Origin of the sequence: Falsiroseomonas frigidaquae, from assembly GCF_012163145.1 — a bacterium.
Lineage (GTDB): Bacteria > Pseudomonadota > Alphaproteobacteria > Acetobacterales > Acetobacteraceae > Falsiroseomonas > Falsiroseomonas frigidaquae.
Genome location: NZ_JAAVTX010000005.1, coordinates 1 through 22,278, shown reverse-complemented (window position 1 = coordinate 22,278; position 22,278 = coordinate 1). Strand labels below are relative to the sequence as shown.

General features: G+C 71.5%; 17 protein-coding genes and 1 tRNA gene. 9 read left to right on the top strand and 9 right to left on the bottom strand.

All coding sequences use genetic code 11. From position 1 onward, the window contains the following. Positions 1 to 37: 37 nt before the first annotated feature. The 5 genes from HB662_RS16360 to HB662_RS16340 form a co-directional block, all read right to left on the bottom strand. Positions 38 to 1,249 carry an MFS transporter gene (locus HB662_RS16360; protein ID WP_168050907.1) on the bottom strand — a complete coding sequence of 404 codons (1,212 nt, stop codon included), beginning with the start codon at positions 1,247 to 1,249 and terminating at the stop codon, positions 38 to 40. Between the two features lie 47 nt (positions 1,250 to 1,296). Next, a complete protein-coding gene (locus HB662_RS16355) occupies positions 1,297 to 2,199 on the bottom strand; it encodes an FkbM family methyltransferase (protein WP_168050906.1) in 903 nt (300 codons plus the stop codon). 198 nt (positions 2,200 to 2,397) lie between these two features. Next, positions 2,398 to 3,471, bottom strand: a complete 1,074-nt coding sequence (locus tag HB662_RS16350) for a methyltransferase domain-containing protein (protein WP_168050905.1) — start codon at positions 3,469 to 3,471, stop codon at positions 2,398 to 2,400. Then, positions 3,471 to 3,938: a thioredoxin-dependent thiol peroxidase gene (gene bcp / locus HB662_RS16345; protein ID WP_168050904.1), complete on the bottom strand. Its 468-nt coding sequence runs from the start codon at positions 3,936 to 3,938 to the stop codon at positions 3,471 to 3,473. Before bcp ends, HB662_RS16350 begins: the two co-directional genes overlap by 1 nt. Before the next feature lie 12 nt (positions 3,939 to 3,950). Next, positions 3,951 to 6,899 (bottom strand): bifunctional [glutamine synthetase] adenylyltransferase/[glutamine synthetase]-adenylyl-L-tyrosine phosphorylase, encoded by a 2,949-nt coding sequence (locus HB662_RS16340; protein WP_245185699.1) that lies wholly within the window; start codon positions 6,897 to 6,899, stop codon positions 3,951 to 3,953. Between the two features lie 95 nt (positions 6,900 to 6,994). Between HB662_RS16340 and HB662_RS16335 the strand changes: the two genes are divergently transcribed. Beyond that, entirely contained in the window at positions 6,995 to 10,258 is a 3,264-nt protein-coding gene (locus HB662_RS16335; RefSeq protein WP_168050902.1) for a DUF3971 domain-containing protein, read from the top strand. Here the strand turns inward: HB662_RS16335 and HB662_RS16330 are convergent. Continuing rightward, entirely contained in the window at positions 10,185 to 11,909 is a 1,725-nt protein-coding gene (locus tag HB662_RS16330) for a DUF6311 domain-containing protein (RefSeq protein ID WP_168050901.1), read from the bottom strand. The genes HB662_RS16335 and HB662_RS16330 overlap by 74 nt on opposite strands. Positions 11,910 to 12,045: 136 nt before the next feature. Further along, positions 12,046 to 13,266, bottom strand: a complete 1,221-nt coding sequence (tyrS, locus tag HB662_RS16325) for a tyrosine--tRNA ligase (RefSeq protein WP_168050900.1) — start codon at positions 13,264 to 13,266, stop codon at positions 12,046 to 12,048. A gap of 64 nt (positions 13,267 to 13,330) precedes the next feature. Here tyrS and HB662_RS16320 point away from each other — a divergent pair, with 64 nt between their 5' ends. Then, positions 13,331 to 14,440 (top strand): anhydro-N-acetylmuramic acid kinase, encoded by a 1,110-nt coding sequence (locus tag HB662_RS16320; protein ID WP_168051772.1) that lies wholly within the window; start codon positions 13,331 to 13,333, stop codon positions 14,438 to 14,440. A 48-nt stretch (positions 14,441 to 14,488) separates the two neighbouring features. On the opposite strand, the gene HB662_RS16315 is transcribed toward HB662_RS16320, so the two are convergent. Then, the gene (locus HB662_RS16315; RefSeq protein WP_168050899.1) at positions 14,489 to 15,157 is read right to left on the bottom strand and encodes an alpha/beta hydrolase; all 669 of its coding nucleotides are present in this window, start codon (positions 15,155 to 15,157) and stop codon (positions 14,489 to 14,491) included. A 546-nt stretch (positions 15,158 to 15,703) separates the two neighbouring features. On the opposite strand from HB662_RS16315, the gene HB662_RS16310 reads away from it, so the two are divergent. The 7 genes from HB662_RS16310 to HB662_RS16280 all read left to right on the top strand — a co-directional run bounded on the left by HB662_RS16310 (position 15,704) and on the right by HB662_RS16280 (position 20,826). Beyond that, positions 15,704 to 16,252 (top strand): Rrf2 family transcriptional regulator, encoded by a 549-nt coding sequence (locus HB662_RS16310; protein WP_168050898.1) that lies wholly within the window; start codon positions 15,704 to 15,706, stop codon positions 16,250 to 16,252. Beyond that, positions 16,236 to 17,327: a cysteine desulfurase family protein gene (locus HB662_RS16305; protein ID WP_168050897.1), complete on the top strand. Its 1,092-nt coding sequence runs from the start codon at positions 16,236 to 16,238 to the stop codon at positions 17,325 to 17,327. Before HB662_RS16310 ends, HB662_RS16305 begins: the two co-directional genes overlap by 17 nt. A gap of 5 nt (positions 17,328 to 17,332) precedes the next feature. Continuing rightward, positions 17,333 to 18,556 (top strand): cysteine desulfurase family protein, encoded by a 1,224-nt coding sequence (locus HB662_RS16300; RefSeq protein WP_168050896.1) that lies wholly within the window; start codon positions 17,333 to 17,335, stop codon positions 18,554 to 18,556. Between the two features lie 8 nt (positions 18,557 to 18,564). Continuing rightward, a complete protein-coding gene (locus tag HB662_RS16295; protein ID WP_168050895.1) occupies positions 18,565 to 18,894 on the top strand; it encodes a ferredoxin family 2Fe-2S iron-sulfur cluster binding protein in 330 nt (109 codons plus the stop codon). A 14-nt stretch (positions 18,895 to 18,908) separates the two neighbouring features. Continuing rightward, positions 18,909 to 19,604, top strand: coding sequence for a TenA family protein (locus HB662_RS16290; RefSeq protein ID WP_168050894.1), 696 nt, complete (start codon positions 18,909 to 18,911; stop codon positions 19,602 to 19,604). Continuing rightward, a complete protein-coding gene (gene mnmA / locus HB662_RS16285) occupies positions 19,601 to 20,698 on the top strand; it encodes a tRNA 2-thiouridine(34) synthase MnmA (protein WP_168050893.1) in 1,098 nt (365 codons plus the stop codon). Before HB662_RS16290 ends, mnmA begins: the two co-directional genes overlap by 4 nt. A 51-nt stretch (positions 20,699 to 20,749) precedes the next feature. After that, positions 20,750 to 20,826: transfer RNA gene (locus HB662_RS16280), tRNA-Met, on the top strand. A gap of 150 nt (positions 20,827 to 20,976) precedes the next feature. On the opposite strand, the gene HB662_RS29280 is transcribed toward HB662_RS16280, so the two are convergent. Beyond that, positions 20,977 to 22,278, bottom strand: a 1,302-nt coding sequence (locus tag HB662_RS29280) for a GDSL-type esterase/lipase family protein (RefSeq protein ID WP_245185698.1), incomplete at its 5' end; no start/stop codon positions are given.

Below are 22,278 nucleotides of genomic sequence, written 5' to 3'. Positions count from 1 at the left end.
CGCCTGCAGCGCTCTACGCCGCCGCGCCTGCGGCGCCCTACGCCGCCGCGCCTGCAGCGCGAGGCATCGGTGGGTCCTTCACCGGCAGGTGCACCAGCGCCGCGAAGGCGGAGGCGCCGACGCCGATCCACCACATCAGGTCGTAGGACCCGGTCATGTCCAGCACCACGCCGCCCATATAGGCGCCGGTGAAGCCGCCGAGCTGGTGGCCCAGGAAGACCAGGCCGAAGATGGTGGCCAGCCAGCGCGTGCCGAAATTGCGCGCCACCAGCGCCACCGTCGGCGGCACCGTGGAAAGGTACAGCAGCCCCATGATGGCGGAGAAGATCATCACCGTGGTGGTGGTCTTCGGCAGCAGCATGAAGCCGGTGATCAGCACGCCGCGCGCGGCATAGATGATCACCAGCAGCTCCCGCCGCTTCCAGCGCTGCGTCAGCTCCCCGGCCGCCAGCGACCCGCCGATGTTGAACAGCCCGATCAGCCCGATGGCACCCGCACCCACCGCGACAGGCAGGCCGCAGTAATGCACGAAGCCGGGCAGATGCGTGGTGAGGAAGGAGATGTGCAGGCCGCAGACGAAGAAGCCGAAGAACAGGAACCAGAAGCTCGGCGTGCGCAATGCGCGGCTCAGCGCTTGGCGGGCCGTCTCCTCGTCCTTCGGCGCCACCTTGGCGCGCGGCGGCTCCCCCAGGGTCCAGGCGAGCGGGATCATCAGCAGCGCGGCGGCCGCCATCAGCGCCAGCGTCGTCTCCCACCCCAGGGCCGCGATGCCGATTCCGGCCAGCGGCACCACCAGGAACTGGCCGAAGGAAGACCCGGCGGTGCCAAGGCCCACCGCCCGGCCACGCTGGTTTTCCGGCAGCAGCCGGGTCAGCGTCGCGATGATCACCGGCATGCCGGCGGCGGAGACGGCGATGCCCATCACCACGCCGGCGAAGAAGGTGAACACGCCCAGCTGCGCGGCCATCAGCATGCCGAGGATGCCGATGGCGTAGAGCACCGCGCCACCCATCACCACCGCACGGCCGCCCCAGCGATCCGCCACCTGGCCGCAGATCGGCTGGCTGATGCCGTTCAACAGCACCTGCAGCGCGATGGCGAAGGAAAAGCCGGAGGCGGTCCAGACATTGGCCTCCGTCATCGGCGCCAGGAACAGGCCGAAGGAATTCCGCAGCCCCATCGCCAGCGCGGCGCACAGCACCCCGCAGGTGATCAGCACGGCGGCGGTGACGGCGGGGCGGGATGTCATCCGGCGGGCCTCCTTATCATTCAGGCCCCCGGTTCAGGCGGAGGGCGTCAGGCCAGTGCGGGCAATTCCCGCGCCGCCAGGATGTTCCGTACGCCATCGGTCATGGCGCCCAGCGTCTCCGGTTCCACGGCTTCCAACTCGGACCGCTCGCCGATATTCCAGAAACGAAAGCCCAGCCGCACGAAAAGCTGAACCAGGTCCGCAGCACTGCTGCCCTGCGCGGCCAGCATGCCGGGCGCGAATTCGAACATCACCTTGGCCCGCGGTGACCGGGCCAGCAGGTTCCACATGCCGTGCACGGCCCGCGCCTCGGTGCCCTCCACGTCCATCTTCACCATGTCCACCTGGAAGGCCGGGTCGGGGAACATCGTGTCCAGCGCCACCACCCGGCAGGCCTGGGCCACGCCGTCATCCGGCACATGCCCGGGATGCACCGAGAGATGCCCGCCGCCGCCCCATTCCCAGGAGAACAGAAGCTCCGCGATGCCTTCCTCCGCGCCCACCGCCATGTTGTTGACCGTGGCATGCCCGGACAGGCCGTTCACCGCGAGGGACCGCTTCAGCAGGGCCGCGTAGCGCGGATTGGGCTCGAACGCCTCGACCCGGCCGGTCGGGCCGGTGGCCAGCGCGCCGAGCAGCGCATAGACGCCGAGATGCGCGCCGAGGTCGAGCACCGTGTCGCCCGGCCGGATCAGCTTCTCATACAGGCTGGTGTAGTTGGTTTCCCAGGTGCCCTCGATCAGCAGGTGCGGCGCGATGTCGTTGCCGCGGGTATCGACGAACATCTTGAGCCGGCCCTGCAGCACCGTCAGCGCCGTGTGGTCGCCCAGATAGGCGGTCGGCGTGTAGTGCACCGGATGCGTGCGGGCGGCGAAATAGGCGACGGCAGCCTCCAGCCGACGCTGCAGGTGCAAGACCCGGCCGGGGAGCGACAGCAGATCACGCAGCATGCGGCAGAAAGCCTCCGATCGGGCGCGACAACGGGGCGGCGGGCAGCGGGCCCGGCTTCCGCCCCGGAAGCGTGGAACGCGTAGCAGGATGACGAATCAGGCCAGCAGCGCCCGAAGCCTTGGCATATTGCCTGAGCCAGGTTGCCTGAGTCGGGGCGATCTAGCCGAACCCCCCGCAAAAAAGAAGTTCGCGCCGTTTCACGCGCCCTTCCGCAGCGCCAGGCCGAAGGAGGTCATGACCAGCGCGCCGTGCCGCTGCTTCGGGCGGGGCGGGCCATCCGGCTTGGTGGCCACTTCCGCATCCTGCGGCTCCAGCCCCGGATGCAGGTTCACCGGCAGCATCTCATGCCCCTGTGCCTGGATCTGCGCCGCCAGCGCCTCCAGGTCCCGCCGGCGCAGCATGGCGAGCGTCGGGTGGTCCACCGTCGCCACGTCGGAGGTGATGTTCAGGGTGAAGGTATGCGCCGCAATGCCGCCCGGCTTCAGCACCCGCAGGCTTTCCTCCAGGAAGGCGCTGGCGGCGGCGAGCGAGCCGAGGCGATCCACGGCGGAGGCCGACCAGCAGAAATCGAACTGCTCGTCGAGGTCGGCCGGCAGGTGGTTCATGTCGATGTCGCGGTAGCCCACCATCGCCTCGAAATCCTCCAGATGCAGGATTTCCGGGTGGAACAGCGCCATCTGCTGCGCCCCGGGCGGCAGTTGCACATCGTCCGGCCCTCGCGGCGCATCGCTCGCCAGCACCCGCACGCCGCGGGAGGCGAGCAGGGAGGGAATGCGTTCCCGACCGACGCCGAAGCCGATCCCCTGCCGGCCGGCCGCGATCATGCCGTGCGTGGCGAGCAGGGAGACGATCCAGGCCTGTTCCCAGCTGCGGCGGGACTGGGTGGGCGCCATGCCCATCGCCTCGGCGATCTCGGCGAAGACCGGATCTTCGAACTGGGCGGCGGTGCACATCTGGCCCACCGGATTCTCCAGGCTCGGTGGCTCGAACCGGTAGGGGAAGGCGGGGTCGGCGGGCGGGCGCAGCAGGAACAGCGGCATGCCATAGGCCGGCACGCCTTCCACCGCCGCGTCGAAGAAGTCGTAGAATTCCCAGGTGTTGGAGAAGGCGCGGCGCAGGGTCGCCAGGTCCGGCAGGTTGCGATGCGCCTCCACCTCCTCGGCCGAGAAGGGGTCGCGGCCGATCAACAGGCGGAAGGCCCAGGCCACGGCGTCCGCGCTGAGCTTCGGCTGCGCCTCGGGCGAGTATCCCTGTCCTGCCTGCTGCTCCATCACAACTCCTTCGCGGCTTCCAGCACCTGCGCGGCATGCGCCTCGGGCTTCACCTTGCGCCAGACCTTGGCGATGCGCCCATCGGCAGCCACCAGGAAGCTGGAACGCTCCATGCCCATGTAGGTCTTCCCATACATCGACTTCTCGACCCAGACACCATAGGCCTCCGCCACCTTGTGATCCTCGTCGGAGGCCAGCGGGAAGGTCAGGTTGAACTTCTGGGCGAATTTCTCGATCGGCTTCATCGGGTCCGGCGAGACGCCGATCACGGTCAGGCCGATCTTGCCGAGCGCGGGCAAGGCCTCCTGCACCCCGCAGGCCTGCTTGGTGCAGCCGGGGGTATCCGCCTTCGGGTAGAAATACAGCAGGAAGGGCTTGCCCTTCAGTTCCGCCAGGCTGGCGGTGCGGCCGCCGGAGGCGGGCATGGAGAAATCCGGGGCAGGGGCGCCTTCGGTCGCATTCGTCATCGGGGGCTCCGTTCAGGACGTCTCGAGGTCGCCGACATGGCGGATGAAGCTGGCGCGCACCTGTTGCGCGACGGCGCGCATCTGTGCGCGGTAGGCCGGTTGGTCAATCGCCGCCCCGGCGGCAGGCGCTGCGGGCAGCAGGTGCCCGGTGGCGGCGACCAGCGCCAGCGCCACCGGCTCCGGCAGCGCTTCCTCCGGCCAGCGGCCGACGGTCAGGCGCAGATGCGCGGTGATGGCCCGCCACAGCCGGTCGGCCGCTACCAGCGCGGCGGCCTCCGCCTCCGGCAGGATGCGCGCCTTGGCCAGCGCCGCCAGCGCCAGGCGGGTGGTGGGGGACAGCACCGCCGGCAGGCGATGGGCATGCGCCACCTGCAGCGCCTGGGAGATGAACTCCACCTCCACCAGCCCGCCCGGCATGTGCTTCACATCCCACGGTCCATCCGCCGGCAGGTCGCGCAGCATGCGCGCCCGCATCGCCCGCGCATCGGCCAGCACCTGCGCGGCATCCGCCGCCCGGGTCTGCGCCTGTCGGATCGCCGCCTCCACCTTGCGCTTCAGCGCCGGGGCGCCGGCGACGAAGCGGGCCCGGGTCAGCGCCATGCGTTCCCAGGTCCAGGCCGATTCCGTGTGGTAGCGGGCGAAGGAGGACAATGAGACCGCAACCGGCCCCTTCGAGCCGGAGGGCCGCAGCCGCATATCCACCTCGTACAGCCGCCCCTCCGCCCCCGGCGCCGTCAGCGCGCCGACCATCTGATTGGCCAGCCGCGCGAAATACTGGGAGGGCGCGAGGGATTTGGCGCCGCCCTTGCTTTCCGGCGCCTCCGCCGGATGGTCATAGACCAGGATCAGGTCGAGGTCGGAGCCCGGCAGCATGTCCCGCCCGCCGAGCTTGCCGAGCGCCACCACCCCCAGCGCGCCGCCTGCCACCTTGCCGTGGCGCTGGGCGAAATCCTGCGTGATGCGCGGCAGCAGCGCGCCGATCGCGGCATCCGCCAGCCCGCTGCGGGCGAGGCCTGCGGCATCCGTGTCCAGCCGGCCTTCCAGCGCGGCGGCATCGATCTCGAACTTGCCCTCCGTCACCAGCCGCCGCGCCGCCTCCAGCGCCTCCTCCAGGAAGCGGGCGTCCTTCACCAAGGCGGGCAGGGAGGCGGCGGGGTCGGTGCCGGGTGCGGCGTGGCCGGCCAGCAACCCGTCCAGCGCCGCGGCGTTGCGGGCGAAGTGGTCGGCCAGTTGCGGCGCCGCCCCCAGAACGAAGGCCAGCCGGTCGAGCAGCGCCGGGTTGCGCGCCAGAAGGGACAGCACCTGCACACCCGTACTCATCCGCGCCAGGGCGGCATCCAGCCGCATCAGCGCGGCATCCGGCTGCGGCTGCTTCGCCAGCGCGGCCAGCAGGCTGGGCATCAGCGCGGTCAGCAACTCCCGCGCCCTTTCGCTGCGCGTGGCGCGCGCCCGGCCGTGATGCCAGCCGCGCACGGTGGCGGCGACCGCGGCCGGATTCTGGAAGCCCAGGCCGCGCAGCGTGGCGAGCGTCGCCGGGTCGTCCTCCACCCCGGTGAACACGAGATCGCCCTGCACATCGTCGCCGGCCGAAAGATCGGGGGAGGTTTCGAACAGCCCGGCATAGCGTCGCTCGACCCGCCTGAGATGGCCGACCAGCGCGGCGGAGAAGGCCTCCGGCCCCTCGAACCCCATGAAGGAGGCGATATTAGCCAGGCCCTCCGCATCCTCCGGCAGCCGGTGGGTCTGCCGGTCCGCCACCATCTGCAGCCGGTGTTCCACCTGGCGCAGGAAGCCATAGGCATCGGCCAGGTCGGCCGCCGCGCGCCGCTCGATCTTGCCCGCCGCGGCCAGCGCGGCCAGGGCGCCGAGGGTGGTCGGGTCGCGCAGCACCGGGTCGCGGCCGCCCCAGATCAGCTGCAGCACCTGCACCGTGAACTCGATCTCGCGGATGCCGCCGCGGCCGAGCTTCACGTCGTGGCCGGCGACCTGCACCTCCGCATGCGCGCCCTTGTGACCCTTATGGGCGTGGATCTGGCGCTTGATCGAGTGGATGTCCGCGACGGCGGCGAAATCCAGGTGGCGGCGCCAGACGAAGGGGCGGATCTCGCGCAGGAAATGCTCGCCCAGCGCGCGGTCCCCCGCCACCGGGCGCGCCTTGATCATGGCGGCGCGTTCCCAGTTCTGGCCCATGCTCTCGTAGTAGATGATGGCGGCCGGCAGGCTGACGGCCAGCGGGGTGGCCGCCGGGTCCGGCCGCAGGCGCAGATCGGTCCGGAAGCAGTAGCCACCCTCCGTCCGCTCATCCATCAGGCGAACCAGATCACGCGCGAGGCGGACATAGATGGCGCCGGCGCGGTCGGCGTCGTAGGTTGCAACCTCCGGGTCATACAGCACCATGAGGTCGATATCCGAGGAGTAGTTGAGCTCCCGCCCGCCGAGCTTGCCCATGCCGAGCACCACGAGGCCCGACCCCTTGCAGGTGGCGCGCGGGTCATGCCGTGCGGCGCCGCCGGCCAGCTTCAGGTCGCCCCTGGCCTGCGCCTCCCGCAGCAGATGGGCGCAGGCGTAGTCCGTGCAGGCATCGGCGAGGTCGGACAGCGCGCCCGTCACCCGGTCCAGCGCCCAGAGCCCCGTGATGTCGGCCACCGCCGCGATCAGCGCCGCCTGTCGCTTGGCCTGGCGCAGCAGGCTGGCGACGCCGGGGCGCGTCGCTTCCGGGTCGGCGCGGCCCAGCGGGTCCAGCGCCAGGGCAAAGGCGGCATCCGGCCCGCGTTCCACCAGCCGCAGCAGCGTGGCCGATTCGCGCAGCGCCAGGTCCGCCAGATAGGGGCTGTGCCCGCCAAGAGCCGCCAGCAGCGCGGCGCCTTCCGGCGTGGCGCCGAAGCCGCGCTCCGCCGCGCCACGTTCCGCGAAGCGGCCGGCGAGCACGGCGGCCGCCTCCGCATCATGCGGCCGTGGCAAGCCATTGGCGGGCAGCCCCATCCCGCTGGCGGGCTTTGCGGGATCGGGTTGGGCGGGGAACGACCGGGTATTCGGCATTGGGGTGCAGCGTGGCGATGAGGCGCGCCGCCGGTCAAGTGGCGCGGGAGGCGCATCGCGCCCTGCGCCTGAGCTGCACGCTTGCGGTGCTGCTGCTGCTGGCCACCGGGGCGGCGGCCTTCCGTCTCTCGCAGGGGCCGATCGAGCTGCCTTTCCTGGCGGAGGCGATCGCGGACCAGTTGAACGCCCCGGGCGCCGACGGCACCCCGCCGGAGGCGCTGCTGGAGGTCGGCCAGGCCAGCATCGGCTGGCAGGGCTGGCGCGAGGGTCATCTCACACCCGTCGAGCTGCGCCTGTCCGGCGTCCGCCTCGTGGAGCCGGGGGGCGCGGTGCGGATGGACCTGCCGGATGCCGCGGTAAGCCTTTCGCTGTCCTGGCTGCTGCGCGGCGAGTTGGCGCCGCGCCGGATCGAATTCCACCAGCCGGTACTGACCCTGCGCCGCGACGCGGGGGGCGGGTTCTCCCTGCTGCTGGGGGATGCGGGCACGGCGCCGGCCACCGCTGATCCGGTTCCCGCCGATGCCGTGCCGTCCGATACGGTGCCGGCGGATACGGTGCCGGCGGATACGGTGCCACCAGACACCGGTCTCTCCGATACGGGCCTCGAATCCGTCCTGGCCGAGCTGCTGAACCCGGCTTCGGACCGGACGCCGCTTGCGGCCCTGCAGTCGCTGCGGATCATCGGTGGGCGGATCGTGGTGCAGGATGCGGCGCTCGGCCTGACCTGGGTGCTGGATGGCGCGGATGTCACGCTGCGCCGCCGGCTCGGCGGCGGATTGATCGGGGAGGCGGTGGCGACGCTGCTGCTGGGCGGCGAACGCGTGCCGGTGACCATCGGGGCGGAGCTGGATGCGGTGCCGGGTGGCGGGCCGGCCGCGCTGGCGCTGCACCTGCTGCTGCCGGAATTGCGGCCCGCATTGCTGGCACAGGCCGCCCCGGCGCTGGCGCCGCTGGCCCGGCTGGACGCCACCGCACGGATCGAGGCGCGCGCCCGGCTCGGCGCCGATGGTGGCTTCCGCAACCTGCAGGCCCTGCTGACCACCGGCCCCGGCGTGCTGGATCTCGGCGAGGGCCGCCGGGTCGCCATGTCCAGGCTGGAGCTGGATGTGGCGGCGGAGCCGGGCCGCATCGCCATCCCGCGCGCCCTGCTGCGCCTGGACGGCGCCACGCCGCCCAGTCTGACCGTGCAGGCGGAGGCCGCCCGTGCCGGCGCGGGCTGGCGCGGGGAGGCGACGCTGGGGCTGGATGCGGTGCCGATCGCCGACCTGCCCCGCCACTGGCCGGAAGACCTGGCACCGCATGTGCGAAGCTGGATCGTGCAGAACCTGACCGCCGGCACCGCCCGCGACGGCCGCTGGCGCATCGCGGCCGAGGCCGCGCCGGGGCTGGCCGATGCGCGGATCACCAGCCTGGACGGTACGCTGCAGGTGGCGGAGGCCACCGTGCACTGGCTGCGCCCGATCCCGCCCGCCGAGGGTGCCGCCGGCACCGTCACCTTCGGGCTGGAGGAGATCCGCATGCAGGTCACCGGCGGCCGGCAATCCGGTGGCGCGGTGACGGTGCGGGACGGAACCATCCGCTTCCTGTTGCCGCCGGGCGGGCAGGAAACCGCGCAGATGGAATTCAACCTGGTCGGCCCCATCCCGGATGCGCTGGCCGTGGTGCAGCACCCGCGCCTGCGGCTGTTCGAACGCCGGCCGTTTCCGGTGAAGGACCCGCGCGGCAGCATGGAGGCGCGGCTCAACATCGCCTTCCCGCTGCTGTCCGACCTGCCGGTGGAGCAGCTTCAACTGCGCGTCCAGGCCCGGCTGCGGGAGGTGCGGATGGCTGATGTGCTGCTCGGCCGGCCGCTGGAACGCGGCACGGTGGAACTGACGGTGGACAATAACGGCCTGCGTGCCAGCGGCACCGCGACGCTCGCCGAGATCGCCGCGCGGCTGACGGTGGAGATGGATTTCCGCAACGGCCCGCCCGGCCAGGTGGTGATGCGGGAGACGGTGCGGGCGGAGACCGATGCGCGGAAGCTGGTGGCGCTGGGCCTCGCCTTTTCCGAGGTGATCGAGGGCCAGGTCGGCCTCGATGTGCGCACCGAGCGCCGCCGCAACGGCCAGGGCACCGCCACGGTGCGGGCCGATCTGAGCCAGGCCCGGCTGATGATCGACCCGCTCGCCTGGTCCAAGCCGCCCGGCCAGAATGCGGGCGGCGAGATGGTGCTGCGCCTGGCCGGGGAGGATCTGACGGCGATCGAGAGCTTCCGCGTCGAAGGACCCGCCATGCGCCTGCGCGGCAGCGCCAGCTTCACCCGCGGCACGCGGCTGGAACGGGTGGCGGTGACGGAAGGCGTGGTGGAGGACAGCCGCTTCACCGGCGAGGCCCGCCCGCCGCTGGAGCCGGGCGGCCCCTGGGCGCTGACGCTGCGCGGCCAGGTGCTGGATCTGCGGCGGACCATGTCGGAAGACGGCAGCAATGCGGCCGCGGCCGCGCCGGACAACGAGACCGGCCCCTCCTTCGCCGCCGATGCGCGGTTCGAGCGGGTGCTGCTCGGCCCCGGGCGCGAATTGGCGGCCGTCACTGCGCAGGTGCGGGTGGACGGCCGCGGCGTGGTGCGAGCGGGCACCCTGTCCGGCCGGGCCGGGCCGCGCGGCCCGTTCGAGGCGCGGATCACGCCGGCCGGTGCCGGCCGGTCGCTGCGGCTGGAGGCGGAGGATGCCGGCGCGCTGCTTGGCAGCTTCGACGTGCTGCGGCGGCTGGAAGGCGGGCGGCTCTCGGTGCAGGCCAGCTATGCCAGCAACCGCCCCGGCGCGCCGCTATCCGGCACCGCGGAGATGAGCGATTTCGCCGTGCGCGGCGCCCCGGCGGTGGCCAAGCTGCTGCAGGCGATGACGCTGTACGGGCTGATGGAGGCCGCCTCCGGCCCCGGCCTCGGCTTCAGCCGGCTGATCGCGCCCTTCAGCCTGACGCCGGATGTGCTGACGCTGGGGGAGGCGCGCGCCTTCTCCGCCTCGCTCGGCCTGACGGCGACGGGCACGCTGGACCGGCGACGGCAGCGGCTGAACATGGCGGGCACCATCGTGCCGGCCTATTTCTTCAACTCCCTGCTCGGCAATATCCCGATCCTCGGCCGGTTGTTCGCGCCGGAGGCGGGCGGCGGGCTTTTCGCGGCGACCTTCCGGGTCAGCGGCCCGGCGGATGACCCGGCGGTGAGCGTCAACCCCCTGGCGGCGCTGACACCGGGCTTTCTCCGCGGTCTGTTCGGGATCGGCCAGCAGGCGACGCCATGATGGGGGCATGCCAGCCCGGCGCCAGCACCCACACCTCGTCGAAGCGCGCCAGCAGGTCCCGCGCCGGATCCATGCCGGCGCGGGCCGCCGCCAGCATGGCGTCGTCGCCGAGCACATAGAGGCTGCCCGGCTCGTATTGGCCGGATGCCAGGCGGTGCAGCGTTCCGGCGTTCAGCGCTTGGACCCGCGCCGGGTCGATGCGGGCGAGGTAGACCGCATCGGTGGGCAGGCCACGCGTGGCGGCCAGCACCGCCACCTCCTCCCAATGCCGGGCCTGCATGCCGGTTGGCGCCAGGCGGATGCGCTGGTAGCGGGCGGTGGCCGCCATCCAGAACGGGTCCGCCAGGCGCAGCGCGGCGGTGGCGGGGGCGGGGCGGAAGAAGCGATCGAGCCGGTCGAAGCCCGGCTTCAGATCGGTAAGCTGCACCAGCAGCAGCGCGGCCAGCAGCAGCCCGGTACGCCGCCCGCCCAGCACATGCGCCAGGGCGGCGATGGCGCCCAGGATCAGCGCATAGGCCAGCGGCCAGAAGAACCGCACGGAGGCGCGCAGCGCATCGGCCGCCGCCAGCACCGGCGGCGGCAGCTCCGCCAGCACCAGCACCACCTGCCCACCCAGGGAAACCCGGTGGGTGACCGCGAGCGCCAGCATCACGGCGAGCCCGGCCAGCAGCGGCCAGCGGCGCGGCAGGCCCGGCCTCGGGCGCCAGAGGAAGGCGGCCGCACCTGCCAGCAACAGCAGGATGGTGCCGAGGCCGAGATAGCTGTCGCGCGCCTCCAGGTGATCCGGCCGCGGCAGTTGCGGCAGGAAGCGGCCCCATTGGCTGGGGTCGAAGGGCGCCAGCAGGTCGAGCTGCATCGCCCCGAACCCGCCCCAGGTGCCGCCCATGCCGCCGCCGAGCAGGAAGAAGCCACCGGCCCAGAGCCCGGCCAGACCCGCCGCGGGTACCGCCAGCGCCTCCGCGGCCAGGGGCTTCGGCCGGCGGTCGCGTGGCAGCGCGCGGCCCAGCCAATCCGCCGCCCAGAGGCCCGCGACCATCGGCAGCAGGTAGGCGTGGATCAGCGATGCGGCGAGCACCAGCCCCGCCCAGGCGACCAGCCGGCGCCAGGCCGGGGCCGAGGCCGGGGCGGAGGTCAGGCACAGATACAGCGCGGCCAGCAGCAGGAACTGCCCACCCAGGGCGAAATGCCCGCCGAGCCGGTTCAGCAGGATCGGCTGCAGCACGAACAGCGCGGCACCGGCCAGGCGTGCCAGCGGGTCGGCGGTGACCAGCCCGACCAGCCGCCAGGCGAGCAGCGCCTGCAATGCGCCGCAGGCGAAGATCCACAGGCCCCAATATTGCGACACCTGCACCAGCGGCCGCAGCGCCTTGAAGGCGAAGGCGAGCAGCGGGATCGAATCGGAGAAGAAGATGCCGGAGCCGACCTCCAGCCCCCAATCCGGGTTGGCACCGGGTGGCCAGGCCCAGGGGCTGCGGGCGAAATAGGTCCAGCCGAGCCAATACTGCACCGGGTCCGGCCCGATCGTGCCTTCCAGCATCCAGCCGGTGTGCCAGGGGGGCAGGATATGCCAGCCATAGATGCCGGCGATGACGGCGATGCCGATCGCCATGGCGGCCAGCGCGCCAAGCCAGGCCTCCGGAATGGCCGGCATGGCCGGCCATCGGACCGCCTCCAATACCCTTGCCTGCCGCACGCCGGCCTCCAACCACCCGGCGGAGCAGCCCGCGGGCAAAGTTGTCCCGTGCGGCGGCGGCTGGTGCCCGGCGGTCAGCCGGGCGCGGGTCGGTTCAGGACGCCGGGCGCACCAGCAGGTGACGCTTCCGGCCCACCGAAAGTTTCGCGGCGCCGTCACGCAAATCGGCCGTGGTGACCGATTGTGCCGGATCGCCGACGGCCGCGTCGTTCAGGCGGATGCCGCCCTGGGCGATCAGCCGGCGCGCCTCGCCCTTGCTGGCGACGAACTTCGCCTCCGCCAGGATGTCCACCACGGCGGCGGGCAGGGCGGTGCTGTGGCTCGGCAGGGTCTCCGCCGCCTCGCCCTGTTCGAAGGCGCGGCGGGCGGTCTCGGCGGCGGTCTCGGCGGCCTGGCGCCCATGCAGCAGGGCGGTGGCCTCGGTCGCCAGGACCTTCTTCGCCTCGTTGATCTCGGCGCCGGCCAGCGCGGCCAAGCGCGTCACCTCCGGCATCGGCAGGTCGGTGAACAGAGCGAGGAAGCGGCCGACATCGGCATCCTCCGCATTGCGCCAGAACTGCCAGTAGTCGTAGGGCGCCAGCCGGTCCGGGTTCAGCCAGACGGCACCGGAGGCAGTCTTGCCCATCTTGGCGCCGGAGGCGGTGGTCAGCAGCGGCGTGGTCAGCCCGAAGGCTTCCGCACCCGCCATGCGGCGCACCAGGTCGGCGCCCATGATGATGTTGCCCCACTGGTCCGATCCGCCCATCTGCAGCGTCACGCCCAGCCGCCGGTGCAGTTCGAGAAAATCGTAGGATTGCAGCAGCATGTAGTTGAATTCGAGGAAGCTGAGCGGCTGGTCCCGGTCCAGCCGCAGCTTCACGCTGTCCATGGTCAGCATGCGGTTGACGCTGAAATGCCGGCCGACTTCCCGCAGGAAGGGAATGTATTCCAGCTTGTCCAGCCATTCGGCATTGTCGAGCATGACGGCGGCATCGGGGCCGAAATCGAGGAAGCTGTCGAAGCTGCGGCGGATGCCGGCCTTGTTCACCTCGATCTGCGCATCGGTCAGCAGCGGGCGCGCCTCGTCGCGGAAGGACGGGTCGCCGATCTTGGTCGTGCCGCCGCCCATCAGCGCCACCGGGCGGTTGCCGGTCTTCTGCAGCAGGCGCAGCAGCATGATCGACAGCAGGTGGCCGACATGCAGGCTGTCCGCCGTGCAGTCGAAGCCGACATAGGCGGTCACCCGCCCCTGGGCGGCGAGCCCCTCCGCATCCGTGACCTGGTGGATGAAGCCGCGCTCACGGGCGGCGTGCAGGAAGTCCTGGGTGGCGGTCATGGCGGGTTCGGGTGGTCCTGTGGGGCTTCCGGAAGTGCCGGCGGCGTAGCACGTTGGGGCCATGCTGCGAACCATAGGTCTGATGAGCGGAACCTCCCTCGACGGGGTGGATGCCGCATGGGTGGAAACGGATGGGGAGGCGATCGGCCGGCTCGGCCCGGTGCTGACGCTGCCCTACCATCCCTCCCTGCGCCGCGACCTGCGCGAATTGCTCGATCGTGCCTCAGGGAGCGGGGCGGGGGAGATCCCGGCCGACGACCCCTTCCTCGCTTCCTGCATCGACCGGCTGACGGAGCGGCATATCGAGGCGGTGCGCGCGGTGAAGTGGGAGGCGGATCTCATCGGCTTCCACGGCCAGACCATCCTGCACCGCCCGCACCGGCCGGGCTCGAACGTGGCGGGCTTCACCTGGCAGGTGGGCGACGCCGCCCGACTGGCGCGGGAGACCGGGCTGACTGTGGCGCATGATTTCCGGTCCGCCGATGTCGCGGTGGGCGGGCAGGGGGCGCCGCTGGTGCCGGTGGTGCATGCGGCGATGGCGCGGGACCTGCCGAAGCCGCTGGCGATCCTCAACCTGGGCGGGGTGGGCAATGTCACCTGGATCGGCCGCGACGGCGAATTGGTGGCCTTCGACACCGGCCCCGCCAATGGCCCGCTGGATGATTGGGCCCGACATGCGACCGGCGAGGCCTATGACCGGGATGGCCGCCTGGCGCTGGCGGGGCAGGCGGATGGCGGGGTGCTGGCGCCGCTGATGGCGCATGCCTGGCTGGCCGCGCCGCCGCCCAAATCGCTCGACCGGCTGGATTTCGACCGGGCGCTGAAGGAGGCCGGCGCCCCGGCGCTGTCGCCCGCCGATGGGGCCGCGACGCTGGTGGCCTTCGCCGCGATCTGCGTTGCCGCCGCGGCGCGACACTTCCCGGAACCGCCGGTGCAATGGCTGGTGGCCGGCGGTGGGCGACGGAATCCCGCGATGATGCGGGCATTGGGCGCCGCGCTGGCCGAGCCGGTGCGGGCGGTGGAGGTGGCGGGCTGGAATGGGGATGCGCTGGAGGCGCAGGCCTTCGGGGTGCTGGCGGCGCGCGTCTGGCGCGGGCTGCCGCTGACCTTCCCCGGCACCACCGGCGCGCCGGGGCCGACGCCGGGAGGGCGGCTGGTGGGGCCGCTCCTTTAGAACGGGGCGCAGGCGGGCAGCGCGGCCCGCCTGCAACCCCGTGCTGGATCAGTCCGCCGCGAGCGCCATGCGGTTGCGGTTGAGCATGCCCATCACGTGGTCCTCGCAGGCATCCGCCACCTGTTCCGCCTGGGGCGGGGTGTAGATGTGGCCGGCGCCGGGCAGCACGCGGTAGTCGATGGCGATGCCCTTCTGGGTATTCAGCTTGTCGACAAGCTTCCGCACGCTGCCTTCCGGTACCAGCTCGTCATCCGAGCCGTGCAGGATCAGACCGTTGCAGGGGCAGGGGGCGAGGAAGCCGAAATCATAGTGGCTGGCCGGGGCGGAGACGGAGACGAAGCCGCCCATCTCCGGCCGCCGCATCAGCAGCTGCATGCCGACATAGGACCCGAAGGAATAGCCCGCGACCCAGAGGGAGGACGCGTTGGGGTTCACCGCCTGCAGGAAGTCCAGCGCGGCCGCGGCATCCGAGATTTCGCCGATGCCGCCATCATAGCGGCCCTGGCTGCGGCCGACGCCGCGGAAATTGAAGCGGAGGGTGGAAAAGCCCATCGTCTGGAAGCGCTGGTACAGCGCATGAACGACGCGGTTGTTCATGGTGCCGCCATGCAGCGGATGCGGGTGCAGAACCAGCGCTACGGGCGCATTGGCCTGCTTCGCATGGTGGTAGCGACCCTCGAGCCGGCCATCCGGCCCGGCAAACATGACTTCAGGCATCGTCCTGTCGATCCAGTCCATGTTGGGTCCACGGTGCGACGGGCCCCGGGGGGCGCCGTCTGCCATGGACCATGGCCGGAGATGGGCGTGCGCGTTCCGCCCGCCTCCTGGCCGTTTGGGAAGCCAATCGCCGCCATCGCGGCGCGCCACAGGCACGTGAAGAACCGCCATCGACGTCCTGCCGATGCTGGTCCAGGAAATTCCAGCCCATGGCCGGCTCCGCGGCCCGACGCCCATTGTTGACGCCGCTGGTCGGGAACAATAGCCTTGGGCAGGCGACTGGGGTCGCAGGCATTCAGCCTCAATCGTGGTTCTGGTGAGTGCGGCAGCCCGCGCCCGTGGACACCCCCGGGGCAGGCTCCCGAGTCCCAGGGTTCCCACAATATAGGTTAGGCAGGTTCAGATTTCATATCGGATTCACGGCACGGCCCGCAGGTTCCTGCGCCGGGCGCGCGTTTCCAGGGTCATATGTACGGACATTCATCATTTGGCACCGCGGCCCGAACCAGTTTTCCGCCTCTCAGACACGCAGGACGGGAGACCCGGATGAGGCTTTCCACCCGTGGTCGATATGCCGTGATGGCGATGGTCGAGCTGGCCGCGCGCGACGGCGATTCGGCGGCGGCCTGCCGGCATGTCAACCCGCCGGGCCAGCAGGCAGGCCGCCAGCAGGTGAGCCTGGCGGAGATCGCCCAGGCGCAGCGGCTTTCCCTCGCCTATCTGGAACAGCTTTTCGGCCCGCTGCGCCGCGCCGGGCTGGTCGCCTCCACCCGCGGCCCCGGCGGCGGCTACCGCCTGGCGCGCCCGGCGCGGGAGATTTCCATCGCCGTCATCGTCGATGCGGTGGATGAGCCCATCCAGGCGACGCGCTGCGAGGATGGCGGGCCCGGCTGCCTCGCCGGCGAGCGTTGCCTGACGCACGACCTCTGGGCCGAGCTCGGCAACCAGATCCACCTGTTCCTGTCGGGTGTGTCGCTGGAAGATGTGGTGCGGGGCCAGATCGCCGGCCGCGCCACCAGGCCGCTTTGCGTCCAGGCGCCGGAACCGCCGGTACCAGAAACACCGGTAATTGGGAGCCATGACCCTCTATCTTGACGCCAACGCCACCGAGCCCTTGCGGCCGGAGGCGCGGGCAGCGGTGCTGGCGGCGCTCGACCTGGCCGGCAACCCGTCCTCCGTCCATGCCGCCGGCCGCGCGGCGCGGCGGGTGCTGGAGGCGGCGCGGGACCAGGTGGCGGCGCGCTTCGGCGCCGGGGCCGGGGAGGTGGTCTTCACCAGCGGCGGCACCGAGGCCAATGCGCTGGCGATCCGCGCCCTTGCCGCCGGCCGGCGGGTGCTGGCGGGCGCCACGGAACACCCCGCGGTGCTGGCCGCCGCGCCGGGCGCCACGCTGCTGCCGGTGCTCAGCGACGGCACGCTGGACCTGGATGCGCTGGAGGCCATGCTGGCGGGGCCGCCGGCGCTGGTCTGCCTGATGGCGGCGAACAACGAGACCGGCGTGATCCACCCCCTGGCCGAGGCCGCCGCGCTGTGCCGGGCGCAGGGCGCGCTGCTGCATGTGGATGCGGTGCAGGCGGCCGGGCGGGGGGCGGTTTCCCTGGCGGCGCTGGGCGCGGACAGCCTGGCGATCTCCGGCCACAAGCTCGGCGGGCCGAAGGGGGCCGGGGCGGTGCTGCTGCGACCCGGGCTGGAACTGGCGCCGCTGATCGCCGGTGGCGGCCAGGAACGCGGCCGGCGCGGGGGAACGGAGGCGCTGCCCGCCATCGCCGGCCTCGGCGCGGCGGCGGCAGCGGCGGACCCGGCGCAGGCCGCGCGGCTGGCGGCGCTGCGCGATGCGATCGAGGCCGGCTGCCTGGCGCAGGGCGCGAGGGTGGCCGGGCAGGCGGCGCCGCGACTGCCCAATACCAGCAACCTCATCCTGCCCGGCGCGGCGGCGGAGACGCAGGTGATCGCGCTGGATCTCGCCGGCGTGCAGGTTTCGGCCGGCGCTGCCTGTTCCTCCGGCAAGGTCGGGCGCAGCCATGTGCTGGCGGCGATGGGCCAGGCGGAGGGCGGCATCCGGGTCTCCCTGCCCTGGAACGCGCCCGATGATGCGCCGGAGCGTTTCCTCGCCGCGTGGTCGGCCATGCAGAATCGGCTCTCGCGTCGCGCCGCCGGCGGGGCCAATTGAACGTCATGACCCGCGCGAACCGCCCGATCTACCTCGACAACCACGCCACCACGCCGGCCGATCCGCGCGTGCTGGCGGCGATGCGGCCGTGGTGGGAGGAGAATTTCGCCAATCCCGGCTCCGTGGAGCATGAGATGGGGCGGGCGGCGGAGGCGGCGGTGGCGGAAGCGCGCGCCCATGTGGCGGAGCTGATCGGCGCCGAGCCTTCGGAGATCCTGTTCACCTCCGGCGCGACGGAGGCCAACAACCTGGCGATCAAGGGCGCCGCGCGCTTCGCCGCGGCCCAGGGCACCGAGCGCCGCCGGGTCATCACGCTGGCCACCGAACACAAATGCGTCCTGGAGAGCGTGAAGGACCTGAAGGCGGAAGGGTTCGAGCCGGTGATCCTGCCGGTGCGGGCGGATGGGCTGCTCGATCTGACGGTGCTGGAAGCCGCCCTGGCGGAGGCGCCGACGCTTCTCGTTTCCGTCATGGCGGTGAACAACGAGATTGGCGTGGTGCAGGACCTGGAGGCGATCGGCGCGTTGGTGAAGCACCATGGGGCGCTGTTCCATACCGATGCGGCGCAGGCGGCGGGACGCATTCCGCTGGATGTGGCGGAGATCCGCGCCGACCTGCTCTCCCTGTCCGGCCACAAGGTGTACGGGCCGAAGGGCATTGGCGCGCTTTATGTCCGCCGGCGGCCGCGGGTGCGCCTGGCGCCGCTGTTTTCCGGCGGTGGGCAGGAACGCGGCCTGCGCTCCGGCACCCTGCCGGCGCCGCTGGTGGTGGGCTTTGGCGAGGCCTGCCGCATCGCCGCGCTGGAAGGCCCGCTGGATACCGGCCGCATCGCCGGGCAGCGGGACCGTTTTCGGTCCGCGCTGGAAGCCGCCGTGCCGGGCCTCGTCGTCAACGGCAGCACCGAGGCGCGCGTGGCCGGCAACCTGTCGGTCTCCTTCCCCGGCGGCGTCACGGCCCAGGACATCATGGCGGCGGCGCCGGAGGTCTGCGTCTCCACCGGCTCGGCCTGTTCCTCGGCCGAGGTCGAGCCTTCCTATGTGTTGCAGGCCCTGGATCTGCCACCGGCCCAGGCGCGAGCGACCTTGCGCATCGGGGTGGGCCGCTTTACCTCGCCCTTGGATGTGGATCGAGCAGCCGCGGCCCTGGCCGCCGCGTGGCGCCGGGCCATGGAGTCCTCGGACAGCAATGGCGCCTCGGGTGATACCCCCAGGACAAGCGCGGCGGAGTAGAGTCGGATATGCCGAAGATGACCTTCATCGAGCGGAACGGGGTAGCCCGGGAAGTGGACGCGCCGCTCGGCCTGTCGGTGCTGGAGATTGCGCACAAGCACGGCGTGGACATCGAAGGCGCCTGCGAGGGCTCGCTCGCCTGCTCCACCTGCCACGTGGTGGTTGACGGCACCTGGTACGGCAAGCTGGCCGATGCGACCGAGGACGAGGAGGACATGCTCGACCTCGCCTTCGACCTGCAGGAGACGTCGCGCCTCGGCTGCCAGATCATCATGACCGAGGCCCTGGACGGGCTGGTGGTGAAGCTGCCGGCCGGCACGCGCAACGCCGGCGGCTGATGATGCAGGCGGGCATGTCGCCTTGGGAGGATTTCGGCCGGGAAGGCGGGCTGTTCCGCCGGCTGCGCGCCGATGCTGCGGCGGATTGGCAGGCCTATACCTGGCATGAGTTCTGCCGCCGCCTGTCCGATGGCAGCCTGCCGCTCGTCGCCTTCCAGGACTTCCTGATCCAGGACTACCTGTTCCTGATCCAGTTCGCCCGCGCCAAGGCGCTGGCCGTCTTCAAGGCTGAGAGCCTGGAGGCGATGCGGGAGAAGACCGCCTCTATCTCCGCCATCCTGGCCGAGACGACGATGCACCTGACCTATTGCGCCGAATGGGGCATCCCGGAGGCCAAGGTGCGCGCCACGCCGGAATCGGCGGAGACCGTGAGCTACACGCGCTACGTCATCGACCGCGGCTTGGCTGGCGACATCCTGGACCTGGAGGTGGCGCTGGCCCCCTGCACGGTGGGGTATGGCGAGGTCGCGCTGCGTATCCTGGCCGACCCGGCGCGGAAGCTGCAGGGCAACCCGTATCAGAGCTGGATCGAGGCCTATGGCTCCGACAGCTACCAGAAGCTGGCGCGCGAGGCCGCGGCCCGCATCGATGCGCTGGGCGAAAGCCATGGCGGCCACGCCCGCTTCCCCATGCTGACGGCCACCTTCGGGGAGGCGGCGCGGCTGGAGCAGCGCTTCTGGCAGCAGGGGCTGGACGCCGCCGCGTCATGAGAATCCTGGTCGCCATGTCGGGCGGCGTCGACAGCAGCGTGGTCGCCGCGCTGCTGGTGGAGCAGGGGCATGAGGTGGTGGGCGCCACCCTGCAACTGTACGACCACGGCGCCGCGACCCAGAAGAAGGGCGCCTGCTGCGCCGGCCAGGACATCCACGATGCGCGCCGCGTGGCGGAGGGCCTCGGCATTCCACATTACGTGCTGGACCGCGAAAGCCGCTTTCGGGCCGCCGTAATCGATGATTTCGCCGCGACCTATGCCCGTGGCGAAACCCCCATCCCCTGCATCCGCTGCAATCAGACGGTGAAGTTCCAGGACCTGGTGGAACTGGCCCGAGACCTGGGCTGCGAGGCGCTGGCCACCGGCCATTACGCCCGGCGGGTTGAGGGGGCGGAGGGTGCAGAACTGCACCGCGCCGCGGACCCTGTGCGGGACCAGTCCTACTTCCTGTTCGCCACGACGCGGGACCAGCTCGATTTCTGCCGCTTCCCGCTGGGTGACATGCCGGACAAGGCGGTGGTGCGGGCGGTGGCGGAGCGGCTGGGCCTGGCGGTGGCCGCCAAGCCGGATAGCCAGGACATCTGCTTCGTGCCGGAAGGCAGCTACGACCGCCTGGTGGCGAGGCTGCGCCCGGAAACGGCGGAGCCCGGGGAGATCGTGGACCTCTCCGGCCAAGTGCTCGGCCAGCACCAGGGCATCGGGCGCTACACGGTGGGGCAGGGGCGTGGCCTCGGCCTGGGGGGTGGCGCCGGGGAGCGGCTGTTCGTCAGCGCGATCGATTCCACCCGCCGCCGCATCGTCGTGGCACCGCGCGCCGCCCTGGCGCAGACGGAAGCCGTGGCCGGCGAGGTGAACTGGCTGGTGGACCCCCCCGTTTCGCCGCGCCCGGTGCAGGTGAAGCTGCGCGGGCGGGAAGCACCGCGCGGCGCCCGCGTGGCCTGGGACGCCGCCGCGCAGGTGATGCGCGTGACGCTGGACGAGCCCAATATCGTCGCCGCCGGCCAGGCCTGCGTTGTGTATGATGGCGATCAGGTGCTCGGTGGTGGCTTCCTGCGCGCGGTGAACATTGACAGGTCCGGGGCGGCGGCGTAATCGCGGCCCCGCCTGCGGGGTCCACCTAAGCGGTGGGCACGAGTAGCCTGGGGCGGCGTAGCTCAGCTGGTTAGAGCACGGCACTCATAATGCCGGGGTCAGCGGTTCAAGTCCGCTCGCCGCTACCATCGATCTTCCAGTGCCGCCGGGCGCGCGCGGAAGGGGCCTTCAAGGCCGGACGCATCGTTCACCCGGAACCCGCACGCATGGCCTGTGACCGCTTGGCGTTCGCGCGCCGGGCCGCCCCCTGGCGTGCTCCGCAGCATCAGGGGCCCGGGCTATCCGAACCAGACATTGCTGTCGCTGAGATTGCCGGTGAAGCCGGCAAGCGTGATGGCGAGGTCGAAGCCGATCGGGTGCAGGTCGATGATGGTGGAACCCGCCGCCTGCGTCACCTGGCCCGCAATATTCGCAAAGCCGTTGAGGCCCGCGAAGCCCAGGAAGACGAGCGAGTCGCTTTCGGCGCTGCTGAAATCCGTGATCGTCACGGTTCCGGGCTGCGCCTCGAAGGTGAACTGGTCGGCGCCTGCGCCTCCGGCCAGCGTGTCGTTCCCCCCGCCGGCAACCAGCCGGTCATTGCCATTGCCGCCGAGGATCAGATTGGCACCGGCATCGCCGACGAGCAGGTCGTTGAACGCGCTGCCTTCCAGGTCGCGGATGGCGGAATCGATCGCCGTTGCGGTGCCGCCCGGCGTGCCGCCCGCGGCGGGCTGCCGGGCCAGGATCGCATCCATCCAGATGCCGGCCATCTTCGCATAGCCAGCCTCGCTCGGGTGCTTCCCGTCATACAGGTCCGCCAGCGTGATGCCGGACATGGAGACCAGGCTGGTGTTCCGGCCATCGGTGATCGCCTGCTGGACCGTGTTGGCGATCGCGGCATTCACCGCGGCGACCTCTGCCGGGTTTGCATGCTCGGATGACATCATCGGCACGGTCGCGACGTAGATGTGAACCTGGGGGCTGGCCTGGGCGACGGTGTCGATGATGGCGCGGATGTCCTGGCCGATGCCGTTCTGTGCCGAGGTTTCCTGCGTGATGTCGTTCGTGCCGGCCAACAGCAGGATGGCATCCGGCACCTCATCGTCCAGCAGGCCTGGCAGAAGCTGCGCAAGCTGGTCGGCCCGCAGCGCAAGCTCGGTTGCGGTTCGTCCCGGAAAGCCGGCGTGGTGCGGGCTTGGCAGCTTGGGTGAACCCGAATCCTCGGGACCGACGAAATCCACCAGCAGATGCTGCGCAGCGAAGTCCCACCACAGGGGCGCACGATAGCCATCGGATTCGCCGGAGATGCCGAAATCGTCCTGAAGACTCCAGCCATAGGTGATGGAATCGCCGAACGGCATGAGGGCGAGTGGAGACGCCCATTCATCGGTTACCAGACTGGCGACCACCGGGCGTGACGAGTCCACGAAGCTCAGATTCGAGATCTCGCTGGTGCCCTGGATGGAGATGGTGAGGGTGGAGGCGACGACGAGTTCGGCCGGGTCGGGGTTCTCGATGGTGAGCGGCGTGCCGGTGGTCGGCAGGTAGTCCTGCGCCGCGGCGCCGGCGTTGAGCTGCGCGCCCCACACCTCGAAGACGCC

Coding starts and splice junctions, on each gene's coding strand:
- HB662_RS16290 (WP_168050894.1), top strand. CDS start 18,909: ATGTCGCCTTGGGAGGATTTCGGCCGGGAAGGCGGGCTGTTCCGCCGG.
- mnmA (WP_168050893.1), top strand. CDS start 19,601: ATGAGAATCCTGGTCGCCATGTCGGGCGGCGTCGACAGCAGCGTGGTC.
- HB662_RS16305 (WP_168050897.1), top strand. CDS start 16,236: ATGACCCTCTATCTTGACGCCAACGCCACCGAGCCCTTGCGGCCGGAG.
- HB662_RS16330 (WP_168050901.1), bottom strand. CDS start 11,909: ATGCCGGCCATTCCGGAGGCCTGGCTTGGCGCGCTGGCCGCCATGGCG.
- HB662_RS16295 (WP_168050895.1), top strand. CDS start 18,565: ATGCCGAAGATGACCTTCATCGAGCGGAACGGGGTAGCCCGGGAAGTG.
- HB662_RS16335 (WP_168050902.1), top strand. CDS start 6,995: ATGAGGCGCGCCGCCGGTCAAGTGGCGCGGGAGGCGCATCGCGCCCTG.
- HB662_RS16310 (WP_168050898.1), top strand. CDS start 15,704: ATGAGGCTTTCCACCCGTGGTCGATATGCCGTGATGGCGATGGTCGAG.
- tyrS (WP_168050900.1), bottom strand. CDS start 13,266: ATGACCGCCACCCAGGACTTCCTGCACGCCGCCCGTGAGCGCGGCTTC.
- bcp (WP_168050904.1), bottom strand. CDS start 3,938: ATGACGAATGCGACCGAAGGCGCCCCTGCCCCGGATTTCTCCATGCCC.
- HB662_RS16350 (WP_168050905.1), bottom strand. CDS start 3,471: ATGGAGCAGCAGGCAGGACAGGGATACTCGCCCGAGGCGCAGCCGAAG.
- HB662_RS16300 (WP_168050896.1), top strand. CDS start 17,333: ATGACCCGCGCGAACCGCCCGATCTACCTCGACAACCACGCCACCACG.
- HB662_RS16315 (WP_168050899.1), bottom strand. CDS start 15,157: ATGCCTGAAGTCATGTTTGCCGGGCCGGATGGCCGGCTCGAGGGTCGC.
- HB662_RS16355 (WP_168050906.1), bottom strand. CDS start 2,199: ATGCTGCGTGATCTGCTGTCGCTCCCCGGCCGGGTCTTGCACCTGCAG.
- HB662_RS16360 (WP_168050907.1), bottom strand. CDS start 1,249: ATGACATCCCGCCCCGCCGTCACCGCCGCCGTGCTGATCACCTGCGGG.